Raw genomic sequence first — 20,939 nt, 5'->3', positions numbered from 1 at the left:
ACATTCTATATGGAACAAAATCGTGTAATGAGACAACAAATTGAAGAAGAGATAAATGAAGTCGAGACGAAACCGCATCGCAGGATCAAGGTCCGTCTTTTGCCAATTTGGCTTCGTTTACTAATTGTTATTGGATTGATATTCATTGCTGTATTATCAGGGGCGCTTTTAGGCTATAGTGTCATTGGGGGAGGGCATGCCCTGGATGTTTTCCAAAAATCGACATGGACCCATATTATTGACATAGTGAACAAGGACGCGTAATTTTCCCTTTCTTGGGGTGGGAATTACGCGTTAACCGATTTAATTACTGGGTCACTGCACCGCCTTCAAGGGCATGGGCGAGCCTTGTCATGTTTATAAAATGAATTCGCAGGAGGAACGAATATGCTTGATATCACACAAATTAAAGAAATCATCCCGCATCGCTATCCATTTTTATTGGTGGATCGGATCATCGAAATAGATGAAGGGAAACGGGCGGTAGGATTGAAGAATGTCTCTGCCAATGAAGAATTCTTCAATGGCCATTTTCCTGATTATCCAGTTATGCCTGGGGTTTTAATCGTTGAAGCTTTGGCACAGGTCGGTGCTGTAGCCGTTTTGAAACAAGAAGAATATAAAGGACGGCTTGCATTTTTTGCCGGAATCGATAGCTGTCGCTTTAAAAAGCAAGTGAAACCGGGCGATCAACTGCGTCTTGAAGTTGAAATAGTGCGGATGAGAGGATCGATGGGCAAGGGGAAAGCGGTCGCAACTGTAGATGGCGAAGTAGCATGTGAAGCCGAAATCATGTTTGCCTTTGGTGACAAATAAATCATCCACCGTTTTTTAAAAAGATGGTTTAAGCGGCCACTAGGCGGTGTATATAATAAAGAGCACTGCTTGCTTTTGAACGCAAACTGAATTTCAGACCCTTTTTTTATTCTCCCTTTGAAGGCTGGACATTTTATGTCCGGCTTTTTTTTGATCGATTTCGGATGTGGCACATTTTCTTTTTAAATTTTAAATAGGACGCAAGTTATTTTCACATTCGGGCAAAATAGCTAATGATTAAGAAAGAAGGGAGGTTGCCAAAAATGATGAAGAGCAGAATTTTAGCACTAATTGGGGGATCTTTATTATCCATAATGTTCCTTGCCGGATGTGGAACGAATGATAATGATAACAATCCCGCGCCAGAAGATGACAACAACATCATGGAAGATGATAACAATGGCGTAAATGATAATGACGGCGGCACAGATGATACCGACATGAATGATAATGATGTGAACGATCTGGATAAAGATGATGACGGTATGATGGAAAACGATGATACCGACATGAATAACGACGACGATGACTTAATTAAAGATGATAAAAAAGATAACAATAAGTAATAGCAAAAAATGATAAAAGACTGGCTAGTGAAGAAGGATGTATATCCTTTCATCTATGTCAGTCTTTTTTATGTGTATATTCGGTTAGGGGGTTAAGGGGCAAATTCTTTATTTATTCGTTGCCAATTTAGGCTTCGAGCGGATTTTTTGTTTGAATTCATTTATCAATTCATCACCGACAAGACCTTTTTCGACCAAATCTTCAAGCAGGAGTTCTGCATATTTGCTGCGCGTCTTCTGGATATGACCGACGAATAAGAGGCTATAATGGTTACCTACCTTTCTAATCGTACGCAAGGCGGTGTGAAATAAAGCCGGTTCATTATCTTTTTTTGTAATGACGGCCTGGATATAGACCTCACCGTCTATATTTGGAAGCGATGGCTCAAGCTCCTTGAAGTGATTTTCATCCACAAAGGCTTCCAGCAGCCAGGTCCTGGCATCGTTTTCCTTATTTATTATCAGCCCGTCTGTTAATGCAATATCAATCAAGTGTAAATTCTCCGTAACAATTTGCAGCGAGATCAATTTAAACGATTTCATCTAATTCCTCCGTTTCTTGCCAAAAGAGCGGAATATACCCCTCTCATACGTAATTTTTAATCTATCCAAAATGACCTTTGTCGATTAATCCTTATAAAGGTAATTATATCATACTAAAAGACGGCCCCTTAATGAAATGAAAACCCAGCAATTGTCTAAATTATGAAGGATAGGATAAAAATTTGCAAAATATTTAATTTTGTTAACTATTTGGTTATTAACTTATTTTAAGCAGGATAATTAGATTTTTAATCGATTTACATCCTTTTCAAGAAGGTTAAGGCTGAAATTAGACCGTTTCCGCCATTTTTTTATTGAATGAAGAACGAGTATGATTAAAGCATCTTAAAGGGAGGGAGAGAAAAAGACAAGATGATTAACCAAGTAACCCTTGTCGGCAGGCTTACGAAGGATCCCGTGTTAAGGTATACCCCCGACGGCAAGGCTGTTTCCAACGTCACTTTAGCGATCAACCGTAACTTCCGTAATACGGTTGGTGATTACGAAGCGGACTTCGTACAATGTATCATATGGAAAAAGTCGGCTGAAAATACTGCCCAGTATTGTAAAAAAGGGACACTGATCGGCATCACGGGCAGGATACAAACGAGGAGATACGAAAACAAGGATGGCAAGAACATATACGTAACGGAAGTGGTTGCAGAGATGGTTCAATTCCTAGGGCCTAAACAGCAAGAAGTGAAGCTAGAAGATTTCGAGCATATTGGCTTATAGACTTGGAGGTTGAGCAATTGAGCGAAGAGTGCAAGGTGTGCCATGGAAAAAAAGCTTCATTATATAAAATTGTGCAGAACAATAAGCGGTTGGAAGAACGCGTTAGCATTTTAATTGGCCATGTGGCAAGGGCGCAGGTGAGAAACTGGGATAATGAAAATGAATGACGAAAGGTCAAAGTGTCGCTTACTGGAATGAATTACAAAACAAGTATTTATATGACCATAATGAAAAATTAGCGGAAAGGATTTCGGCCCTCGAAAAAGGTGAAGGATTTTTAGGTGACAGAAAGAAACTTCGCAACGCTTGAGGGTGATGGCAAGCTCTCTCCCCCCATGATGATCCCCCTATAGCTAATACAGTTTCCCCGCTTGATACTCCGTTTTACCTCATCCTGGAATCAAGTTAGTTGATTCCCCCTCTTTTAGTGACTGCGAAAAGCAGTCTTTTTTTTATGCCAAAATACGCATTTTTCACGAAAATAAAAATATTATTCTGTTAAATTAGAATTTTTAGAAAACATATTGTAAAATTTTAATTTTGATGCAATAATAAACCAAATAATATAATGGTAAAAAAGTTATATATAGGAAGTGATATGATGGTCGAACCGATTATAAAGGTGAATGGGCTGCGAACCAGTTTTCGTACGGACGATGGTGTCATTCCTGTTGTGAATTCAATCGATTTTCACGTCAATCCCGGTGAGGTGTTAGGGATTGTAGGGGAATCGGGATGCGGGAAAAGCGTAACTTCTTTGTCCATCATGGGACTGGTTTCTTCGCCGACTGGCAAGGTCGAAGGAGAAATCCTGTTTAAAGGGGAGAATATCGCGAATGCCTCTGAAGCGAAAATGAGGAAGATTCGCGGGAATGACATAGCGATGATATTCCAGGAACCGATGACAAGCCTGAATCCTGTGTTCACGATTGGCGACCAGCTGGTGGAGACGCTCCGGATACATAAAAAGTGGAGCAAAAAACAGGCCAGGCTTAGGGCTGTTGACATGCTGAAGCTGGTTGGGCTTGGCCGTGCCGAAGAATTGATCAATGAATATCCCCATCAGCTTTCGGGCGGGATGAGACAGAGGGTCATGATCGCCATGGCCATGATCTGTGAGCCGAAACTCCTTATCGCGGATGAGCCGACAACGGCCTTGGACGTGACGATTCAAGCACAAATCCTTGAGTTAATGAAGAACTTGAATAAAGAAACCGATACGGCCATCATGATGATCACCCATGACCTTGGGGTTGTGGCGCAGATGTGTGAACGTGTCATTGTCATGTATGCCGGCAAGGTCATAGAGGAAGGGAATGTGCAAACGATTTTCCAAAATCCAAAGCACCCTTATACCGTCGGACTGCTTCAGTCGATACCGGACATGCGAATAAAGAAAGAGCGCCTTTACTCGATTCCCGGCAATGTCCCAAAACCTGGGACAAGCAATCTTGGATGCCAGTTTGCGCCGCGCTGCTCCCATGCCATGGAGCAATGTGTGAATGAGACCCCGTCTCTATTGGATTTTGGCGATGGTCAGCAAGTCCGTTGCTGGCTGTATGAAGATGGGAAAGGAGCAGCCATGCATGAATCAAACATTGGTTAAGGTGGAAAACCTTAAGAAGCATTTTCCGATTAAAGGCGGTGTTCTAGGAAAGACGGTTGGCGAGGTCAAGGCAGTCGATGGCCTGTCGTTTTCCATTTATAAAGGGGAAACCTTGGGACTTGTAGGTGAAAGCGGTTGCGGGAAGTCGACGACGGGAAGGCTATTGCTTCGATTGCTCGAGCCGAGTGAGGGGAATGTCTACTTCGAAGGGAAGGACCTGACTTCCTTATCCTCACGGGAAATGAGAAAAATGCGCCGTGAAATGCAGATGGTGTTCCAGGATCCATTCGCTTCCCTCAATCCTAGACACACCGTTGAAAAGATCTTGGAAGAACCGCTTATCGTTCATGGCGTAAAAGATAAAAAGGTCCGTAAGGCGCGTGTTCAGGAGCTGCTCAAGGTTGTCGGCTTAAGCGGTTACCATGCGAAAAGGTACCCGCACCAATTCAGTGGGGGCCAGCGGCAGCGCATCGGGATTGCCAGGGCACTTGCCGTTAACCCAAAGCTGATCATCGCCGATGAGCCGGTATCCGCACTGGACGTGTCCATTCAGGCGCAGGTCTTGAACCTCCTGCAGGATTTGCAGGAAGATTTTGATTTGACGTATCTTTTCATTGCCCATGATCTTGGCGTCGTGAGGCATATCTCTGACCGTGTCGGTGTCATGTATCTGGGACATATAGTCGAATTGACGGAGAGCGAGGAATTGTATGAGGATCCTCTTCACCCGTATACACAGGCTTTATTATCGGCGGTGCCGATTCCCGATGTGGAGTACAAGGGAGATAGGGTGATCCTGCAGGGCGATGTTCCAAGTCCTTCTAACCCTCCAAGCGGCTGTCCGTTCCATACGAGGTGCCCCAAAGCGATGCTGGAATGCAAATCGGAAAAGCCAATCTTGCATGAACATAAACCTGGTCACTACGTTGCTTGTCATTTATATAACTGACATGACGGCGTATACATAAATTCTCGAAAATAAGGGGGAAGAAAATGAAGAGAACATTAGCTTTATTGTTGACTTGTATCCTGGCCCTTTCACTGGCGCTTGCTGGATGCTCCTCGTCCACATCAAAAGAGGACGGCAAAGGGGGATCGGATGAAGCGAAAGGCGGTACATTGATTTATGGTAAAGGCGGGGATGCGGTCGGTCTTGACCCAGCTATCGTAACCGATGGCGAGTCATTCATCGTCACTCAGCAAATCTTTGAAACGCTCGTAAAATACGGGGAAGACAATACAGAGATAAAACCTGGTCTTGCCGAATCTTGGGATGTGTCTGATGACGCAAAGACCTATACATTCAAATTGAAAACCGGCATCAAGTTTCATGATGGTACGGATTTCAATGCAGATGCGGTCGTGAAAAACTTTCAACGTTGGTCACAAAGCAAGGATGAAGGAAAATTTGCTTACTATGCCTCCATGTTCGGAGGATTTGAAGGTGATGAAGGTCATGTCATCAAGGAAGTGAAGGCCGTCGATGCCAATACGGTGGAATTCACATTGAACCGCCCACAGGCGCCTTTCCTGAAAAACCTGGCGATGCCTACATTTGCCATTGCCAGTCCTGCTGGATTGGAAAAAGAGGGCGACAGCTTCACGAAGAACCCTTCTGGAACAGGTCCTTTCAAATTTAAGTCTTGGAAGCCAGGCGATACGATCGAAGTGGTGAAAAACGATGACTATTGGCAAAAAGGTCTGCCAAAGCTTGATGGAATCACGTTTAAGGTCATTAAAGATAACTCTGCGCGTTTAAATGCTGTAATCAAAGGTGAAATCGATCTAATGGACGGCTTGAACCCAAGCGATATCAGCAAAGTTACAGGAGATGACAAACTGCAGTTATTCGAACGCCCATCCATGAATGTCGGTTACTTTGGATTCAATGTAGAGAAAAAGCCTTTCGACAAGAAAGAAGTACGTCAGGCCATCTCCCATTTGATCAACAAAAAGGAAATCATCGATAACTTTTTCGAAGGCACAGCGGAGCCTGCAAAGAATCCAATGCCGCCATCCGTTTCTGGGTATAATGACAACATCGAAGACTATGATTACAATGTCGAAAAAGCGAAAGAACTTCTGAAAAAGGCCGGTTATGAAAAAGGATTCAAAATGGATCTATGGGCAATGCCAGTACCACGCCCGTATATGCCAGATGGCCAAAAAGTGGCCGAGGCCATTCAAGCGAGCTTAAAGCAGGTTGGCATCGAAGCAAATATCGTTTCATACGAATGGGCTGCCTATTTAGAGAAAGTGCAGGCTGGTGAGGCTCAATCCTTCATGCTAGGCTGGACAGGCGATAATGGCGATGCAGATAACTTCCTTTATGCCTTATTGGATAAAGATAATATCGGCTCGAACAATTATTCCCGTTATGCAAATGATGAAGTGCATGATCTATTGATCGAGGCACAGTCCACGGCAGATGAAGCCAAGCGAAATGAGTTATATGGCAAAGCCCAGGAAATCATCCATGATGATGCCCCGTGGGTTCCGCTAGTCCACTCATTACCGCAGCTAGCCGGATCGAAAACAGTCAAAGGGTTTGTTCCACATCCAACTGGTTCTCAATCCCTTATTAACGTTTCTTTAGAAAATTAACCGTAAGAACCGGGTAGTATGTAGTTTTGCATGCTTCCCGGTTTTGTTATGGAATGCATTTCAAAAGAATTGAGGGTGCTCAAAGGACCCTTATGCTAAAGGAGGGAGATTGTCATGTTTTCCTATACCGTACGACGTTTAGGATCTCTCATTCCAGTACTGCTCGGAATGGCATTTATTGTATTCATGATGATTCGGGCGATTCCAGGTAATCCGGCACAAGTGATTCTTGGGCAGCAAGCAACAGAAGAGGCTGTTACGGCCATGACCAAGCAACTTGGACTGGATAAACCTTGGTTCGTTCAATTTTGGGATTATTTATCGGGGTTGGTCCAGGGGGATCTCGGTATATCGCTAAAAACGAATAGTCCCGTTTCCGAGGAAATTGGGCCCTATTTAATGGCTACGATAGAGTTGGCATTGATTGCGATGATCATCGCTGTCGTCATTGGGGTGAATGCCGGAATCATCTCGGCTTGGTTCCAAAATTCATGGTTTGACTATGTGGCAATGGTGATTGCGTTGGTTGGCTTGTCCATGCCGATCTTCTGGCTTGGATTGATGGAGCAATACATCATTTCCATTCAATGGGACTTGCTTCCGACGACGGGCCGGGATAATATCAGGGATCCCGTCGAGGCCATAACCGGCCTTTACTTGATTGATACACTCATGAATGGCAGGATTGATCAGTTTTTTGAAGTGATCAGGCATCTTATTTTACCGGGATTGGCGCTTGCAACCATTCCAATGGCGATCATCGCAAGGATGACACGTTCATCCATGCTTGAAGTGATGAGGTCGGATTTCATCCGCACCGCCCGTGCCAAGGGAATGAGGATGTTTTGGGTCGTTTACAAGCACTCCTTGAAAAATGCCTTGATTCCTGTAGTGACGGTCATCGGCCTGCAGACAGGATTGCTGTTGGGCGGGGCCATTTTAACGGAAAACATTTTTGGCTGGCCAGGTATCGGTACATATATTTATGATGCAATCCTATCCCGGGATTATCCGGTCATCCAGTCCGGGATTCTTGTCATCGCCTTTTTGTTTGTCATGATCAATCTAATTGTGGACTTGTTGTATGCAGCGATCGATCCTAGGATCAAGTATAAATAGGGAGGGAAACTCATGCCTGAAATAGCAACGAATACTTCGCCAATCCTTCCTCATAAAGAGGTAGAGGATCAAGTCATCTCTCCCTGGAAGGAAGGGTGGAAGAGCTTTAAGAAGAACAAGGTGGCCCTGGTCGGTCTGGGTATCGTTTTATTTTTCATCTTGATCGCCATCTTCGCTCCCCTCATTGCACCATATTCATTTGAGGGGCAAAAGCTAAGTGATAAACATTTGGCGCCATCTGCAGAACATTGGTTTGGAACGGATGAATTCGGCCGTGATATTTTAAGCCGGGTCATTTATGGCTCCCGGATATCAATCGGAGTCGGCTTTTTATCTGTAGCCGGATCCGTCGTGGTCGGATCCTTCCTTGGAATCATCGCCGGCTATTATGGAAAATGGCTGGATACGATCATTTCAAGGATCTTTGATATCATTTTGGCGTTTCCCAGTATCTTGCTTGCCATTGCCGTAGTAGCGGTTTTGGGACCTTCCCTTCGTAATGCGCTAATTGCCATTGCCATCGTCAATGTCCCGATATTCGGGCGGCTTTTACGCTCACGGGTGTTAACGGTGAAAGAAGAAGAGTACGTTACGGCTGCAAAGGCCATTGGGATGGGAGATGGCCGGATCCTCCTGCATCACGTCCTACCGAATAGCCTTGCGCCGATCATCGTGCAAGGGACCTTGGCGATTGCCACGGCCATCATTGAGTGTGCAGCACTCGGCTTCCTCGGTCTAGGGGCACAGCCGCCAGCGCCAGAGTGGGGGAAAATGCTGGCCGATTCTAGATCCTTCATCATTCAGGCCCCGTGGACGGTCCTTTTTCCCGGACTGGCGCTCATGCTTACGGTCCTCGGCTTCAATCTAATGGGCGATGGCCTTCGCGATGCTTTGGATCCACGAATGAAAAATTAGCGATGAAAGGGTGATGTTAGTTCCAACATCACCATCTTTTTGTCGTTCATAGTGTAAATCTATTAAAATATGAAAAATTAATGACAATATACTAGTTTTAAATAGGAAAATAGTGACTATTATCTCTTAAAATCACCCCAAAAGTTGTGATATTTTTATATACAGTAAGAAAATTCCAAATATTGATGATTTTAGAGGAGGAAAAGTTCATTGATTAAACGCAGCTTGTCCATTCTAGCAATCTTTCTATTAGTATTTACTGCAAGCGTTTCCGCAGCCAAGCTTCCGAACTCACCGAGCGGCTCTGGTGAAGGGAAGAAGAATCAGCAAAGTATCCTGAAGTTGAAGAAAGATGATATCGGAAAGAATTATAAAAGTGACGAGAAGGTCAGGGTCATCGTAGAGATGAAGGAAGCGCCCGCGATTGAGATAGCTTCCAAGGAAGGCAAGCTGTTTAAACAGTTATCGAAAAGCAAGAAACAACAATTAAAATCCGAAAAGCTGGCTAACCAGAAGAAATTGAAAAACAAGGTGAAAGAGAAGAAAATCGCGTTCAAGGAACTTGAGAGCTTTACGACAGTAGTCAACGGGTTCAGCGGTGAAATTCAATATGGTGAAATCAAAAAGGTCGAGGCCATGCCAGAAGTTGCTGAAGTACATATTGCGAACGAATATGAGCGGCCGATGGAAAAGCCCGATATGATTTATAGTAAAGAACTTGTCCAAGCCCAGGAAGCTTGGCGGGAATATGGTTATAAAGGAGAAGGAATGGTCATCGGGATCATCGATACGGGAATTGATCCATCACACCGCGATATGGTCCTGAACGATGATAATAAAGCAGAGCTGAGTGAAAGTGAAGTAAAGGGGATGAAGAAGTCAAGCCATCTATTAGGCAACTATTTTACTCCTAAAGTTCCATATGGATATAACTATATGGATGAAAATGAAGAAATCCTTGATCTTGGTGAAGGTGCCTCGATGCATGGGATGCATGTCGCAGGAACGGCTGGCGCCAATGGAGATGAAGAGCACGGCGGAATTAAAGGGGTTGCTCCAGAAGCCCAGCTGCTTGCTTTGAAGGTATTCGGAAATGATCCTGCCATGAAGACGACATGGGGCGATATTTATATCAAGGCAATCGACGATGCCATCATTTTAGGGGCGGATGTACTGAATATGAGCCTTGGCTCGACTGCAGGCTTTGTATCAGAGGACGATCCCGAGCAGCAGGCGGTATCGAGAGCTGTAGATAACGGGATTCTCATGTCGATCTCGGCAGGAAACTCGGCTCACTTCGGTAATGGATTTGCCAATCCATCAGCCTCCAACCCCGATATTGGCGTATCAGGTTCACCTGGTGTTGCTTATGACTCGGTCCAAGTGGCATCCGTCGAGAATAACTTTATGGATTTGGATGCGGTGACCTTTAATATTAACGGACAAGAAGGCAAGGCTCCGTTCATGTCGGCATCAAGCGTACATCCGAATGCGTTAAAGGAAAAAACGTATGACTTGGTTGCTGCAGGAATCGGGTCGCCAGAGGAGCTTGCGAAAGTTGATGTGAAAGGCAAGTTTGCCCTCATAGAGCGCGGCACGCTTTCTTTTATCGATAAGGCTAAGAATGCCCAGGCAGCAGGGGCTGCCGGCGTAATTATTTTTAATAATGCCGATGGGTACATTTCGATGCAGACGGATGCAAGCATAACGATTCCCCAGCTGTTCATGCTGAAATCAGATGGAGCTAAGCTGAAAACGGCCATAACTGCTGGAGAAAAGGTTAAGGTCAGCTTCAATGGCGATAAAACAAAATCGGCAAACCCGGAAGCGGGAAAAATGAGTGCCTTCAGTTCGTGGGGCGTTGCGCCGAATTTGGACTTCAAGCCAGAAATCACTGCTCCAGGCGGGCAGATATACTCGACGTTGAACAATGATGAATATGGGATGATGAGTGGTACCTCGATGGCGGCACCACATGTTTCCGGCGGCTCTGCCCTTGTTCTGGAAAGAGTGGATAAAGACTTTAAATTAACAGGACATGCACGAACCAATTTGGCTAAAAACCTGATGATGAACACGTCAAGACCAGTGAAGGATCAAGGGGTCGTCAACAAGGCACTTGGTTGGGAAAATCCTTATTCGCCACGCAGGCAGGGAGCTGGAGTCATGCAGCTTCATTCAGCATTGTCCACGCCAGCCGTCGTGACGGAGGCATTCACGAAAGAAGCGAAGGTAGCCATGAAAGAGGTTGGCAATACGTTTGCTTTTAGCTTGAAGGTCGAGAATTTCAGCAACAAAGCAGTCAAATATGATGTAAAAGGAAATATTCAAACGGACTACGCCATCCAAGGTCAACTCGGCTATTCCGCTCATCAGTTGGAAGCGCAGGAAATTAAGGACGCTTCAATCAAAATCAATAATAAAGATACAAACAAAATAACGGTACCGGCGAAAAAGTCGGTAACCTTTGAAGTGAAAGTCGACATATCCAAAGCAAAAGTGCTTGGCGATGATCTTCAGACGCTTGTCGACATTGACAAGGTCTTCCCGAATGGATATTTTGTGGAGGGGTTCGTTACTTTGAAGGATCCAGCAGACACCAACCCGGAGCTGCATGTACCGTATGTAGGGTTCAAGGGAGAGTGGGATAAGGCACCGATCCTTGATGGGACGGTATATGATAAAAAGTCTTTCTATGGCGCGGCGGGCGCAGTAACGACAACAGGTAAAGATTTCGATTACCTTGGCCGTGACCGTGTAGCAGATTCATTCGACAGCAAACGCATTGCGATTTCCCCGAATGGTGATGGCGCACAGGATGACTTCGTGCCGCTTCTATCATTCTTGAGGAACGCAAAAAAGGTAGAGTACAGCATCCTGAATGGTGAAAACAAACAAGTAAGGAAACTTCGCACCGAGAATAATGTGAGCAAGAACTATTATGATAGTGGGGAAGGAACTGCTTATACACTTGATCCAGCCCGGAAATGGGATGGGAAGGTCAATAATGCATTGGCCAAAGATGGTGTCTATTATTTTGAAATTAAAGCGATGATAGATTACGAGGGTGCAAAATGGCAGACATATAAAATGCCGATCAGAATCGATACGGTAAAGCCAACTGTCAGGATTTCGAAAAAGGGTAATGTGTTGACGATCCAAGGTAAAGATAATCTGAATGGTTCGGGAATAGCTTATTATGATGTACAGGTCGACGGAAAATCAATCGTGGAAAAGCCGCTTCCGGCGACTTCGAAACAATTCACCCTGCCTGATCTACGAGGGGAAAAGGTACAGGTGGTGGCGATTGACAATGCAGGCAATGAAAAAGCGGCCGAAACGGAATTAGCCAAGGATTCGGCGCCAATCGATAACTATGCACCGGCTGTGAAAATTAAAAGTCCTGAAACCTTAAGCGTGAACAATAAAAGTAAAATCAAAATAACGGGGGAAATCGAGGAAGCATCGAAAATCAAGGAATTTAAAATCGATAACCAAACGGTCCCTGTAACGTATAACAAAACGAATAAGAAATATGAATTCTCTTATGAAAAGAAATATGCAGATGGCGTCCAAAGCATGACGGTCAAAGCGACAGACAATTGGGATAACACGGTATCGTTTAAAAAGGTGTTCATGGTCGATACGACAAAACCAGGCTTGAAGGTTAAAGGCGTGCCGGCAACTGTGGGAGCAAAAGCGAAAAATCCGAAGGTGGACGTGACGGTGGAGGATAATTTCGATGAAATCCGCCTTTACTTGAACGGAAGTGAAGTTTTCTATAATGAGTTCAAGGAACCATACAAAATGAGGGCTTTTAAGAAAGAGATAAAGAAATTGGAACTGCCGCTCAAATCGGGCAACAACAAAATCGTGTTTAAAGTGACCGATCTTGCCGGCAATGAATCGAAGAAGGAATACAACATAGTCAAAGCAAAGAAATAAATCCCATACTGTAGACAAACTCGGGTATTAATGGAGTTTGTCTACAGTTTTTTTGGTTTTGATACGTGAAAGTTGGAGGAATGATCCCTATGAGCGTTCCATTGCCCTGCCGGCGCTCCGGGAATGTCCTACCCTGGAGGGAATCCCGATGATCCTATTTGTAGCTGGCGGGAAACGGTACAAAAAGCATGTAAAAGTGGAAAACCTGCCTCAAATTCGATGCAAAGACTGAACTCGCTAGTAAAAGCTCGAAAATCACGAGTAAAGTCGTTAAATTCGCGAGTTACTTTCCTTAGACCCTCTCATTACACTGCTGGAACTCGGCTTATCGTGGCGGTCCTTGAGCCATCTTGATAGGCGACTGCGGTGTCTTCCCTGGACACGAATTCCAGCAGGAGTTTCGCACCCTTCGTTCCAATCAGGTAACGATTCGTGCATAAATCGGAGAGAGGATTCAATTGCTGACAAACTTTTTTGTTTGGAGCAGTTTTTAAAACCGTTTATTGGGTTATATGAAAATATTTTTATAATTTAGCAGGTAAATGGAACGAGTGAAAAGAATTAGGTATAAAGAACCAATGAAAGGAGGGAGTTTATGAATTATAAGAAGGACTCGAGCAATAAGGAGGGTGTTCGTGGAATTACAGTGAAAATTGAAAGAAGGAACAGGGCCCCGGCTTCCCTGGCAAAACCGAGTTTTTTTGATGCGCTTCAACATGTCAGTTCTCCATTTGAAAGAAAGCCCCTCTCGGATTCAACTTATCAAAATTTTCCACTATGTCAATTAGTAACTCTTTCTTTCTTCGAAAAGGGCGCCAGGACATCCATTAAATATGACCCACATAAAGAAATGATCACGATTGAAGAGATTCCGGAAGAATATCAGGTGAATAAAGGCAGCGCGCTAACTGCAATTCTGGAGCATATCATGATCGATCATGGAAAACACCATTCCTTTTTCATCACCAATTTGAGTGAGAAAATCATAAAAAGGTGAGCAGCTTCTCCGTAGGGTCATCTTTAGTTTAATTAGGAGAGGGCTGCCATGGCAGCCCCTAAGTCATGTCTAAGCAGATTTTCCTGGGCTCAAATCAATCGCCGGATGATGTTCGAGAGGGTTTGAATCCCATAAGCCAGTTGATCCTCGGAGGCATATGAGTACGAGAGCCGAAGATGTGTATGGTTATTTGGTTCATATATGTACCCAGGATTGATGAGCAGGTGCTCTTTTATCGCTAGCTTGAAAAGGGTCGGGTTCACAATTGGTTTGCCTAATTCTACCCATATATAAAATCCGCCTTGAGGTGTTTGCCATTTGGCAATCCCTTCAAAATATTGATTGAGTAGAGCCAGTGTGAAGTCCCTGCGTGCCAGCAATTCACGGCGCAGCCAATCTAAATGTTTCGAATAAAGGCCCTGTGATAACCATGTGGCTACAAGGTGCTGCGAAAGTGCACTCGAGCCGTAGTCCATTTGCATTTTTATATCTGCCAGACGTTCAATAACAGGCATCGGACCAGCAATCCACCCGATGCGCAACCCTGGGCTCAATGTTTTCGACATACTGCCGATGTGCAAGACCAGGCCATCGGCATCAAAGGATTTTAAGGGTGGCGGTGGTTCTTTTTCCAACCATAAATCACTATAAACGTCATCTTCAATAATCGGGATTTGCTCCTTTTTGCATATGGATAGAAGATCCAACCTTTCTTCTTTTGTCCAAGTCGCATTGGTTGGGTTGTTAAACGTTGGGACCGTATACAATAGAGACGCTTTCCGCTTCCTGTTGATCCGCTTTATTTGATTCGGGATAGTTCCCCGGCCTTGTTTGGATAGGCCGGCCAAATGCATGCCCGCAGATTGAAAGGGGTGAACCGAATTCAAATAAGAAGGTGATTCATGTAAGATCAACGATCCTTTTGGAAGCAAGCCAACTGCGATCAATTGGAGTGCCTGAAGCCCTCCGGAGACGATCATGAGCGAGCCGGGACTTACGTTTACTCCTTTTTCCTTTAAATGATCACTTATGCTTTGCCGCAGTCTTTTATCGCCCTTCGGTTCGGAATAGCCTAATGAATATGCATCAAAAGCGGTGGATTGCAGCGTCCGCTCGATTTTTTTAACAGGCAAAAGCGAGGGGGAAAGCTCGCCGGTGCCCAATCGGATCATGGCAGTGTCCGCTTCATGAAGGTTAATGTCTTGAATCGTCTGTATATTGGGTTCATGCAGTCCGTTCCGGACATATTTTCTCCAGTCGGGCTGCTTACTTGCGGCTAGCACGTTCCAAGTGTTATTGGAAACGAATGTACCGGATCCCACCTTCGTTTCCAATAGTCCGTCTGCAATCAGCTCATCAATAGCTGTAATGATCGTACTTCGGTTTACTCCAAAAGAATCCGCCAATGAGCGCTGCGATGGAAGCTTGGTGGCCACTGGCCATTCCCCGCTTGTTATTTGCTGTTTCATCCAATCCACTATTTGCTGGTGAAGGGATAGGCTTGAGTTCCGGTTTGGTCTCCATTCGATAACGATAAGGAAAACACTCCTTTCATATACGATTCATTATTGATTGGTTGGGTGAAAGCACTCCCGAATGGATGGTCAATTCCTTTGTTTTTTTCATTATACTGAAAGTGAAGGAGGAAGGTATTCGTATGGGACCATTTTTTCATGGATTGCTATTGGCGTTAGGCTTGATCCTGCCATTAGGCGTGCAGAATGTATTTATTTTCAATCAGGGAGCAATCCAGCCGACCATAAAAAGGGCTTTGCCTGCAACGATCACTGCTGCCATTTGTGATTCGGCACTCATTCTGTTGGCCATCTTCGGCGTTTCGTTGATTGTCATGCAATATGATTGGCTGCATCTGGCATTGCTCATTATGGGAATCACATTTTTATTGTATATGGGTTTTCAGATTTGGTCTTCCGGTGCCACTCCACAAGCAGATGCGGAAACTAAGCAAATGTCAGCAAAAAAACAGATAATTTTTGCTTTATCGGTATCATTGCTCAATCCACATGCAATCTTGGATACGATCGGTGTAATCGGATCGAGCTCGCTTGTATATTCAGGAACAGATAAAGTGATTTTCACGGTTACGTGCATCGCAGTGTCATGGTGCTGGTTCCATGGACTATGTTTGGCGGGACGATTGCTGAAAAAGGTTGATACTACTGGCAAGTTCCTTGGTATGTTAAATAAAGTATCGGCCATCATCATCTGGATTACGGCTCTTTATTTATTGAGTTCGATTTTTTAGAATCGATTTTCACTCCATCAAACGGAAAAAGGAGAATGCCGATTCGATAGGCATTCTCCTTTTGTTCCTTATTGAAGAGCGACCAGGTCCTTGATTTCCTCTGTGGAAAGTTCGGTGATCCAGTTGTCACTGCTGATGATTTCGTCGTTCAATGCTTGTTTTTTATCGAGCATTTGATCAATCTTTTCTTCCAGTGTCCCTGTACAGATTAGCTTATGAACATGAACGAATCGCTGCTGTCCAATTCGGTAGGCACGATCCGTGGCTTGATTCTCGACAGCCGGGTTCCACCAGCGATCATAATGGATCACGTGGTTTGCTTCCGTTAGGTTAAGACCGGTGCCGCCAGCCTTTAATGAAAGAATGAAGATGGGGAATTCGCCATCTTGGAAGCGTGTAATCATATCATCGCGCTGCTTCTTGTTTGCACTCCCGTTCAGGAATGGAACTTCGATGTTATACCGTTTTTCCAGCAATTCTTTCATCATGTTGCCCATCCCGATATATTGGGTGAAAATGAGACAGCTTTCATCTTGTTCGCGGACGGCATCAACAAGCTCGGTAAGCTTCTCGAGTTTGCCAGATCGGTTAGCCGCCTTCAGGATGTTTTCCTTATCCATTTCTTTTAAATAAAGAGCTGGGTGATTGCAAAGCTGCTTCAGCTTGTTCAGCATCTGCAGGATGATGCCTTTTCGTTCAAAGGCTGATAGTTGTTCGATATCAGTGAAGGTATCCTTGATCAGCTGTTCATACAACGATGCTTGTTCGGTAGTAAGCGGGACGAACTCCTTCTGCTCCTGCTTATCGGGAAGGTTGAGTGCGACATCTTTATCCCTTTTTGTACGACGGAGCAAGAACGGCTGTATTAAACGCTGCAATTCCTTGATTTTATCTTTTTGTTCATCCCGTTCGATGGTGGCCACATATTTTTCCTGGAATTGGCCCAGCGTTCCAAGATATCCTTTGTTAATGAAATCGAAAATCGCCCATAGCTCACTTAAGCGGTTTTCCATGGGGGTACCCGATAAAGCGATATGATGCTGGCCATTGAGCTTACGGACTGCCTTGGATTGCTTGGTTTGGGCATTCTTGATGTTCTGTGCTTCATCGAGGATGACGCTGCTCCATTGGATGGAGGAGAGCTCAGCGACATCTTGGTGCGTCAGGCCATATGAGGTTAACACAATATCGTGCTGTGCCGCATTTTTGGCGAAGGTATCGCCTTTTGAACGATTCGATCCGTAATGAAGGTGGACTTTAAGTGTCGGCGCGAATTTTTCCAATTCCTTCTGCCAGTTGCCAAGGACCGACGTAGGGCAGACGATGAGCGCAGATTGTACGGATATAGGTTCAGGAGTGGGGACAAGGGGATCTTCTGCATCACTGACCCCTGGGCCGACTTCCTCTTCGACGATGATCGTTTCACTCTTTTGTTCGTCACTGGATGTGACGGGCAGCTCTTTACCGGCTCCTTCTTTGTTTTTGACATGAAGCAGGTAGGCAATCATCTGGACTGTTTTCCCCAGCCCCATATCGTCGGCTAGGCAAGCGCCAAAGCCATGCTCCCTTAAAAAAAGCAGCCAGCTCATGCCCAGCTTTTGATAGGGGCGCAGGTCGCCTTGAAGTTCGGTAGGGACGGGAAGGAGGGATATGTTTTTGGCTTCCCTGAGCCTTCCGATCATCTTACGGAGCTCCTGATTCAATTCAAATTGAATTCGGAGCATATCTTCATTTTCCGCATCGATATCTCCACCTTCATCTTCTCCATTCAATAATTCCTGCTGCAGCAGGTCTGACAGCTGTATTCCTTTTTCGTTGGCTGTTTCCATCAGTACCTGAATTTGTTTAATGAAAGCCGGATCAAGCTTGACCCATTGACCGCGAATGAAGACGAGCCGCCTTTTTTGGTCGACGAGCTCCTCGAACTCCGCCTCGGTGAGCTCCTTGCCATTCAATGAGAAACGCCAATCAAAATCCATTAAAGCCTTCAGCCCTACGTAAGAAGGACCGCGGTTGGATTGGCTCTTTACTTTGGCCTTCACCTTCAAGGAGGACTCCTTCAGGGCTAACCACCAGGAGGGAAGGAGGATTTCAACGCCAAGGAAAAGAAGTTTTTCACTTGCATCGGTCAAGAACTCCCAGGCGTCCGTTTCCGAAATTTCCCTTTTCAACCTTCCGTTTTCTCCAAGCCAAGGCACGACGAGCTGCCAGCGTTTCGTGGCCCGCACCACTTCGCTAGCATATTTGTTCCAGCCGCGCGGCAGTTTTTTTCCGGTATAGGTTTCAACGATATTTTCATCCCTTTTGGAACGGAGGGTTACGTCGAGCACCCAGGGCCCATTGCCGTCAGGTGGCTCCGTTAACCGGAGTCCAATAGTGAAAGGCTTCGGATCCGGCTTTGCCCCTAGCCATTCCTGCCAGCTCTCTTTGTCAAAAAAGGCCTGCAATTCTTCCGGAGATAGTCTTGAATCCTTTAATGCGCCGACGGCTTCGCTCCATTTATGGTGCATGGGTGAATAGTTCTTTAAATACATGTTAGCGGCACCGTTATACCACTTCTCGATGAATGTCCGATTCGTTTCCGCTTCTGGAGAAGGTAGATCCAATGCAATGCTTTCTTCCCAAAAGGAAGGGACGAATTCCTCCTCGACTTCTTCCGGCAGCTTCCAGCCGATGGAGTCCAGCTGCAGATTGGTGAAATCGGGCACTGGGATGCCCGCCTCGATGGATTCATGAAGGACGGGAGCCGCTGCCAGGCAAAGCGATGATATCTCGGACCATTCCCATTCGATGAAGGAGTTGAAGCTCTCCTTCGCAAAAAAATTGAGAAGTCCCCACGCATCAAGAATGAATACAGGATTTCCATCCATGGTATCGGTAGCCATTTTCGTGCCATAAAAGCTTGCGTCATCCCAATTGAAGAGCAGCCTGCGTATATGATTCGTGTTGAGGAAGGCATTGTCCTCATTGACGGCACCAAGGGCGTAGGATCCGTTTTCGAGAGCCGCTATTTTGATTTTTAATTTCCCTGGATTAAACATCGATAAGCTTACCCCTTTTTAATTCTTCTTGGAAAGCGCGAAGCCGTTTAGTTGAATCGGCTACATATAAAATATAGCGTTCGAAGGTGTCTTCCTTTTTCGTCTTTTTATAGATGGTGCGCATCTTTTTTAAATAACGGACGGCTTGCTTATAGGCAGGCCTGTTTTTTAACGACACCTTTTCCTGTACCGCATGATAGTACAGGGGCAGGATTAGCTCTGGCTCTTTAGAGACCACTTCTTTGATGGACTCACTGCTGATTAAGTCAATGCTGATTTCAGAGTATATATGCATCTCCACCCATTTTTTGTAATGTCCTTGTTCAAAAAGGAAATTTGCATAGTTCCAATAGCTGTGCGGAAGGGTGGCTCTGTAAAACTTCTCGAGTAAATCCGTTCGCTTCAATTTATAGCAGCAACTGCTGATTAAAGTCGTAAACGTCCTTACGAAATCCACCCGCTGATAATAATCGGATAAATCTGCGAGGAACTCCTGGACATTCGCGATGATGAATTCAATGAATGGGATGCCGCGTGACCGGTTGTCTGATTCAGACAGGAGATTCAGCCAATAGAAAATGTACGGACAGGCATCCTTCTTCAGTTCATGAAGAAGCTCAATGGCCTGTTTATCTTGATTCTCCAGAAGGGACAGGTGAATGGCTGCGAGGGAGTAGGACGTCCTCTCCGTCGTGCCCGTATACTTGTCTGGAAGTTCTTCCTTGATTCGTTCAAGCTCCTCTTTGCGCCACGAGGAGTTGGAGAATAAGTAGCTCCATATTTCCCGGTAGAGATCGATTTTTTCATATTCAAGACCGAATCCGCCGTCCAGCAGCTTAGCTACATCCTCCTTGATGCTGAAAACGAAGGGGTCAAAGGCAAATGGCCGCGCTTGCCGGCTAAGCGGCTGCACGGTTTCATGCAGTTCTTCCGCAAGGTCGACAGCAAGTGCATAAAAGACCCTGATCGTCTGGGTCTGGCTTTTATGTAGCTGAATCATTCTCAGTGTCAGCTGCATCGTGCAAAATTGCGTAACGAATTGGTAGAGCAGTTTCCATTCCCTTTCCATCGGAGCTTTGGAACTAAGGCGTTTAAAATATGTTTGTATATGGTTTTCAATCATATAGTTTGGCTCGCCAATATGGGGCTCGACATGTTCCGAGAAGGTGACGTCCACGAACTGCTTCCAAGATGGATAGCTTTTATCCAGAATGATGGGAGTTTCCTCCGCTTGTTTCAGTAATTCACTTGCCCGTTTTACTTGCTGCAGAGCCTGGGCGGCTGATTCGATCTTTGGTGCTTTCCATTCGTTAAGCCAGTCGGAAACGCTAGCGTGTTCGGAGTACACTGCAAAGAAAACGGCCATTTGATGCCTGCAAATGAATCTTGAATCACATGTACAGCTGCCCTCTTGAGGGAAGAGGAGATTCAACCTGGCCTTATGGCGCGTTTCGTCCTGTACCTCGGCCGCTACCGTATCTGCCGCTTCTTCTTTAATTACAACAAGCCCCTGACGGTATAACTGGAGTCCTTGATTCACCACGTCCGAATCTTCTGGATTCCCGGCCTCCAACAATTCCGCCAGCCGCTCCCCAACTAACAACAACTCCCGCTCCATACTCTCCTCCTTTTAGGGTCCATCCCTGTTTGCCAATATTATATTTTTGCTGATCATGAGGATCAGTGCGTTAACAATCGTATTATGCCTCGTTGAATCGAGGGTTTGGCATCTTGGCCTCATTTAGGCTGCCTTTTTCATGACCATTCCCTTACCGGATTATTCCTT

At 45.2% G+C, this 20,939-nt stretch carries 17 protein-coding genes; 13 read left to right on the top strand and 4 right to left on the bottom strand.

The window, feature by feature from the left end; translation table 11 throughout:
- Positions 1-9 precede the first annotated feature (9 nt).
- From MHI53_RS23970 to MHI53_RS23960, 3 genes are all read left to right on the top strand, one after another.
- Complete coding sequence (locus MHI53_RS23970) at positions 10-264, top strand: DNA-directed RNA polymerase subunit beta (RefSeq protein WP_061141255.1); 255 nt, start codon at positions 10-12, stop codon at positions 262-264.
- Positions 265-387: 123 nt separating this feature from the next.
- Positions 388-816 (top strand): 3-hydroxyacyl-ACP dehydratase FabZ, encoded by a 429-nt coding sequence (fabZ, locus tag MHI53_RS23965; protein WP_061141254.1) that lies wholly within the window; start codon positions 388-390, stop codon positions 814-816.
- Between the two features lie 263 nt (positions 817-1,079).
- Entirely contained in the window at positions 1,080-1,382 is a 303-nt protein-coding gene (locus MHI53_RS23960; protein WP_061141253.1) for a hypothetical protein, read from the top strand.
- 108 nt (positions 1,383-1,490) lie between these two features.
- On the opposite strand, the gene MHI53_RS23955 is transcribed toward MHI53_RS23960, so the two are convergent.
- Entirely contained in the window at positions 1,491-1,925 is a 435-nt protein-coding gene (locus MHI53_RS23955; protein ID WP_061141252.1) for a YwpF family protein, read from the bottom strand.
- A 372-nt stretch (positions 1,926-2,297) separates the two neighbouring features.
- Here MHI53_RS23955 and ssb point away from each other — a divergent pair, with 372 nt between their 5' ends.
- From ssb to MHI53_RS23910, 9 genes are all read left to right on the top strand, one after another.
- Positions 2,298-2,660 (top strand): single-stranded DNA-binding protein, encoded by a 363-nt coding sequence (gene ssb, locus MHI53_RS23950; RefSeq protein WP_340372471.1) that lies wholly within the window; start codon positions 2,298-2,300, stop codon positions 2,658-2,660.
- Between the two features lie 163 nt (positions 2,661-2,823).
- Entirely contained in the window at positions 2,824-2,970 is a 147-nt protein-coding gene (locus MHI53_RS23945; protein ID WP_155645400.1) for a hypothetical protein, read from the top strand.
- Positions 2,971-3,261: 291 nt separating this feature from the next.
- Entirely contained in the window at positions 3,262-4,266 is a 1,005-nt protein-coding gene (locus MHI53_RS23940) for an ABC transporter ATP-binding protein (RefSeq protein ID WP_185113036.1), read from the top strand.
- Complete coding sequence (locus MHI53_RS23935) at positions 4,247-5,215, top strand: dipeptide ABC transporter ATP-binding protein (RefSeq protein ID WP_061141249.1); 969 nt, start codon at positions 4,247-4,249, stop codon at positions 5,213-5,215. The genes MHI53_RS23940 and MHI53_RS23935 overlap by 20 nt, the downstream gene beginning before the upstream one ends.
- A 44-nt stretch (positions 5,216-5,259) precedes the next feature.
- Complete coding sequence (locus MHI53_RS23930; protein WP_340372470.1) at positions 5,260-6,870, top strand: ABC transporter substrate-binding protein; 1,611 nt, start codon at positions 5,260-5,262, stop codon at positions 6,868-6,870.
- A gap of 114 nt (positions 6,871-6,984) precedes the next feature.
- Positions 6,985-7,989 (top strand): ABC transporter permease, encoded by a 1,005-nt coding sequence (locus MHI53_RS23925; RefSeq protein ID WP_061141247.1) that lies wholly within the window; start codon positions 6,985-6,987, stop codon positions 7,987-7,989.
- A gap of 12 nt (positions 7,990-8,001) precedes the next feature.
- Positions 8,002-8,904 (top strand): ABC transporter permease, encoded by a 903-nt coding sequence (locus MHI53_RS23920; RefSeq protein ID WP_340372469.1) that lies wholly within the window; start codon positions 8,002-8,004, stop codon positions 8,902-8,904.
- Between the two features lie 210 nt (positions 8,905-9,114).
- On the top strand, positions 9,115-12,849 hold the full coding sequence (locus MHI53_RS23915; RefSeq protein ID WP_340372468.1) for a S8 family serine peptidase: 3,735 nt from the start codon (positions 9,115-9,117) through the stop codon (positions 12,847-12,849).
- A 595-nt stretch (positions 12,850-13,444) separates the two neighbouring features.
- Positions 13,445-13,846 (top strand): hypothetical protein, encoded by a 402-nt coding sequence (locus tag MHI53_RS23910; protein WP_340372467.1) that lies wholly within the window; start codon positions 13,445-13,447, stop codon positions 13,844-13,846.
- Positions 13,847-13,935: 89 nt separating this feature from the next.
- Here MHI53_RS23910 and MHI53_RS23905 read toward each other — a convergent pair whose 3' ends face one another.
- Entirely contained in the window at positions 13,936-15,324 is a 1,389-nt protein-coding gene (locus MHI53_RS23905; RefSeq protein WP_340372466.1) for a PLP-dependent aminotransferase family protein, read from the bottom strand.
- A gap of 179 nt (positions 15,325-15,503) precedes the next feature.
- Here MHI53_RS23905 and MHI53_RS23900 point away from each other — a divergent pair, with 179 nt between their 5' ends.
- Entirely contained in the window at positions 15,504-16,112 is a 609-nt protein-coding gene (locus MHI53_RS23900; protein WP_340372465.1) for a LysE family transporter, read from the top strand.
- Positions 16,113-16,180: 68 nt separating this feature from the next.
- On the opposite strand, the gene MHI53_RS23895 is transcribed toward MHI53_RS23900, so the two are convergent.
- The gene (locus MHI53_RS23895) at positions 16,181-19,153 is read right to left on the bottom strand and encodes a DEAD/DEAH box helicase (RefSeq protein WP_340372464.1); all 2,973 of its coding nucleotides are present in this window, start codon (positions 19,151-19,153) and stop codon (positions 16,181-16,183) included.
- Positions 19,146-20,771 (bottom strand): SWIM zinc finger family protein, encoded by a 1,626-nt coding sequence (locus MHI53_RS23890; RefSeq protein ID WP_061141241.1) that lies wholly within the window; start codon positions 20,769-20,771, stop codon positions 19,146-19,148. Before MHI53_RS23890 ends, MHI53_RS23895 begins: the two co-directional genes overlap by 8 nt.
- Positions 20,772-20,939 lie beyond the last annotated feature (168 nt).

Origin of the sequence: Peribacillus sp. FSL E2-0218 (genome assembly GCF_037992945.1) — a bacterium.
Lineage (GTDB): Bacteria > Bacillota > Bacilli > Bacillales > DSM-1321 > Peribacillus > Peribacillus simplex_B.
Note: the sequence above shows the minus strand (reverse complement) of the source record. Positions and strands in the feature narration are given on the sequence as shown.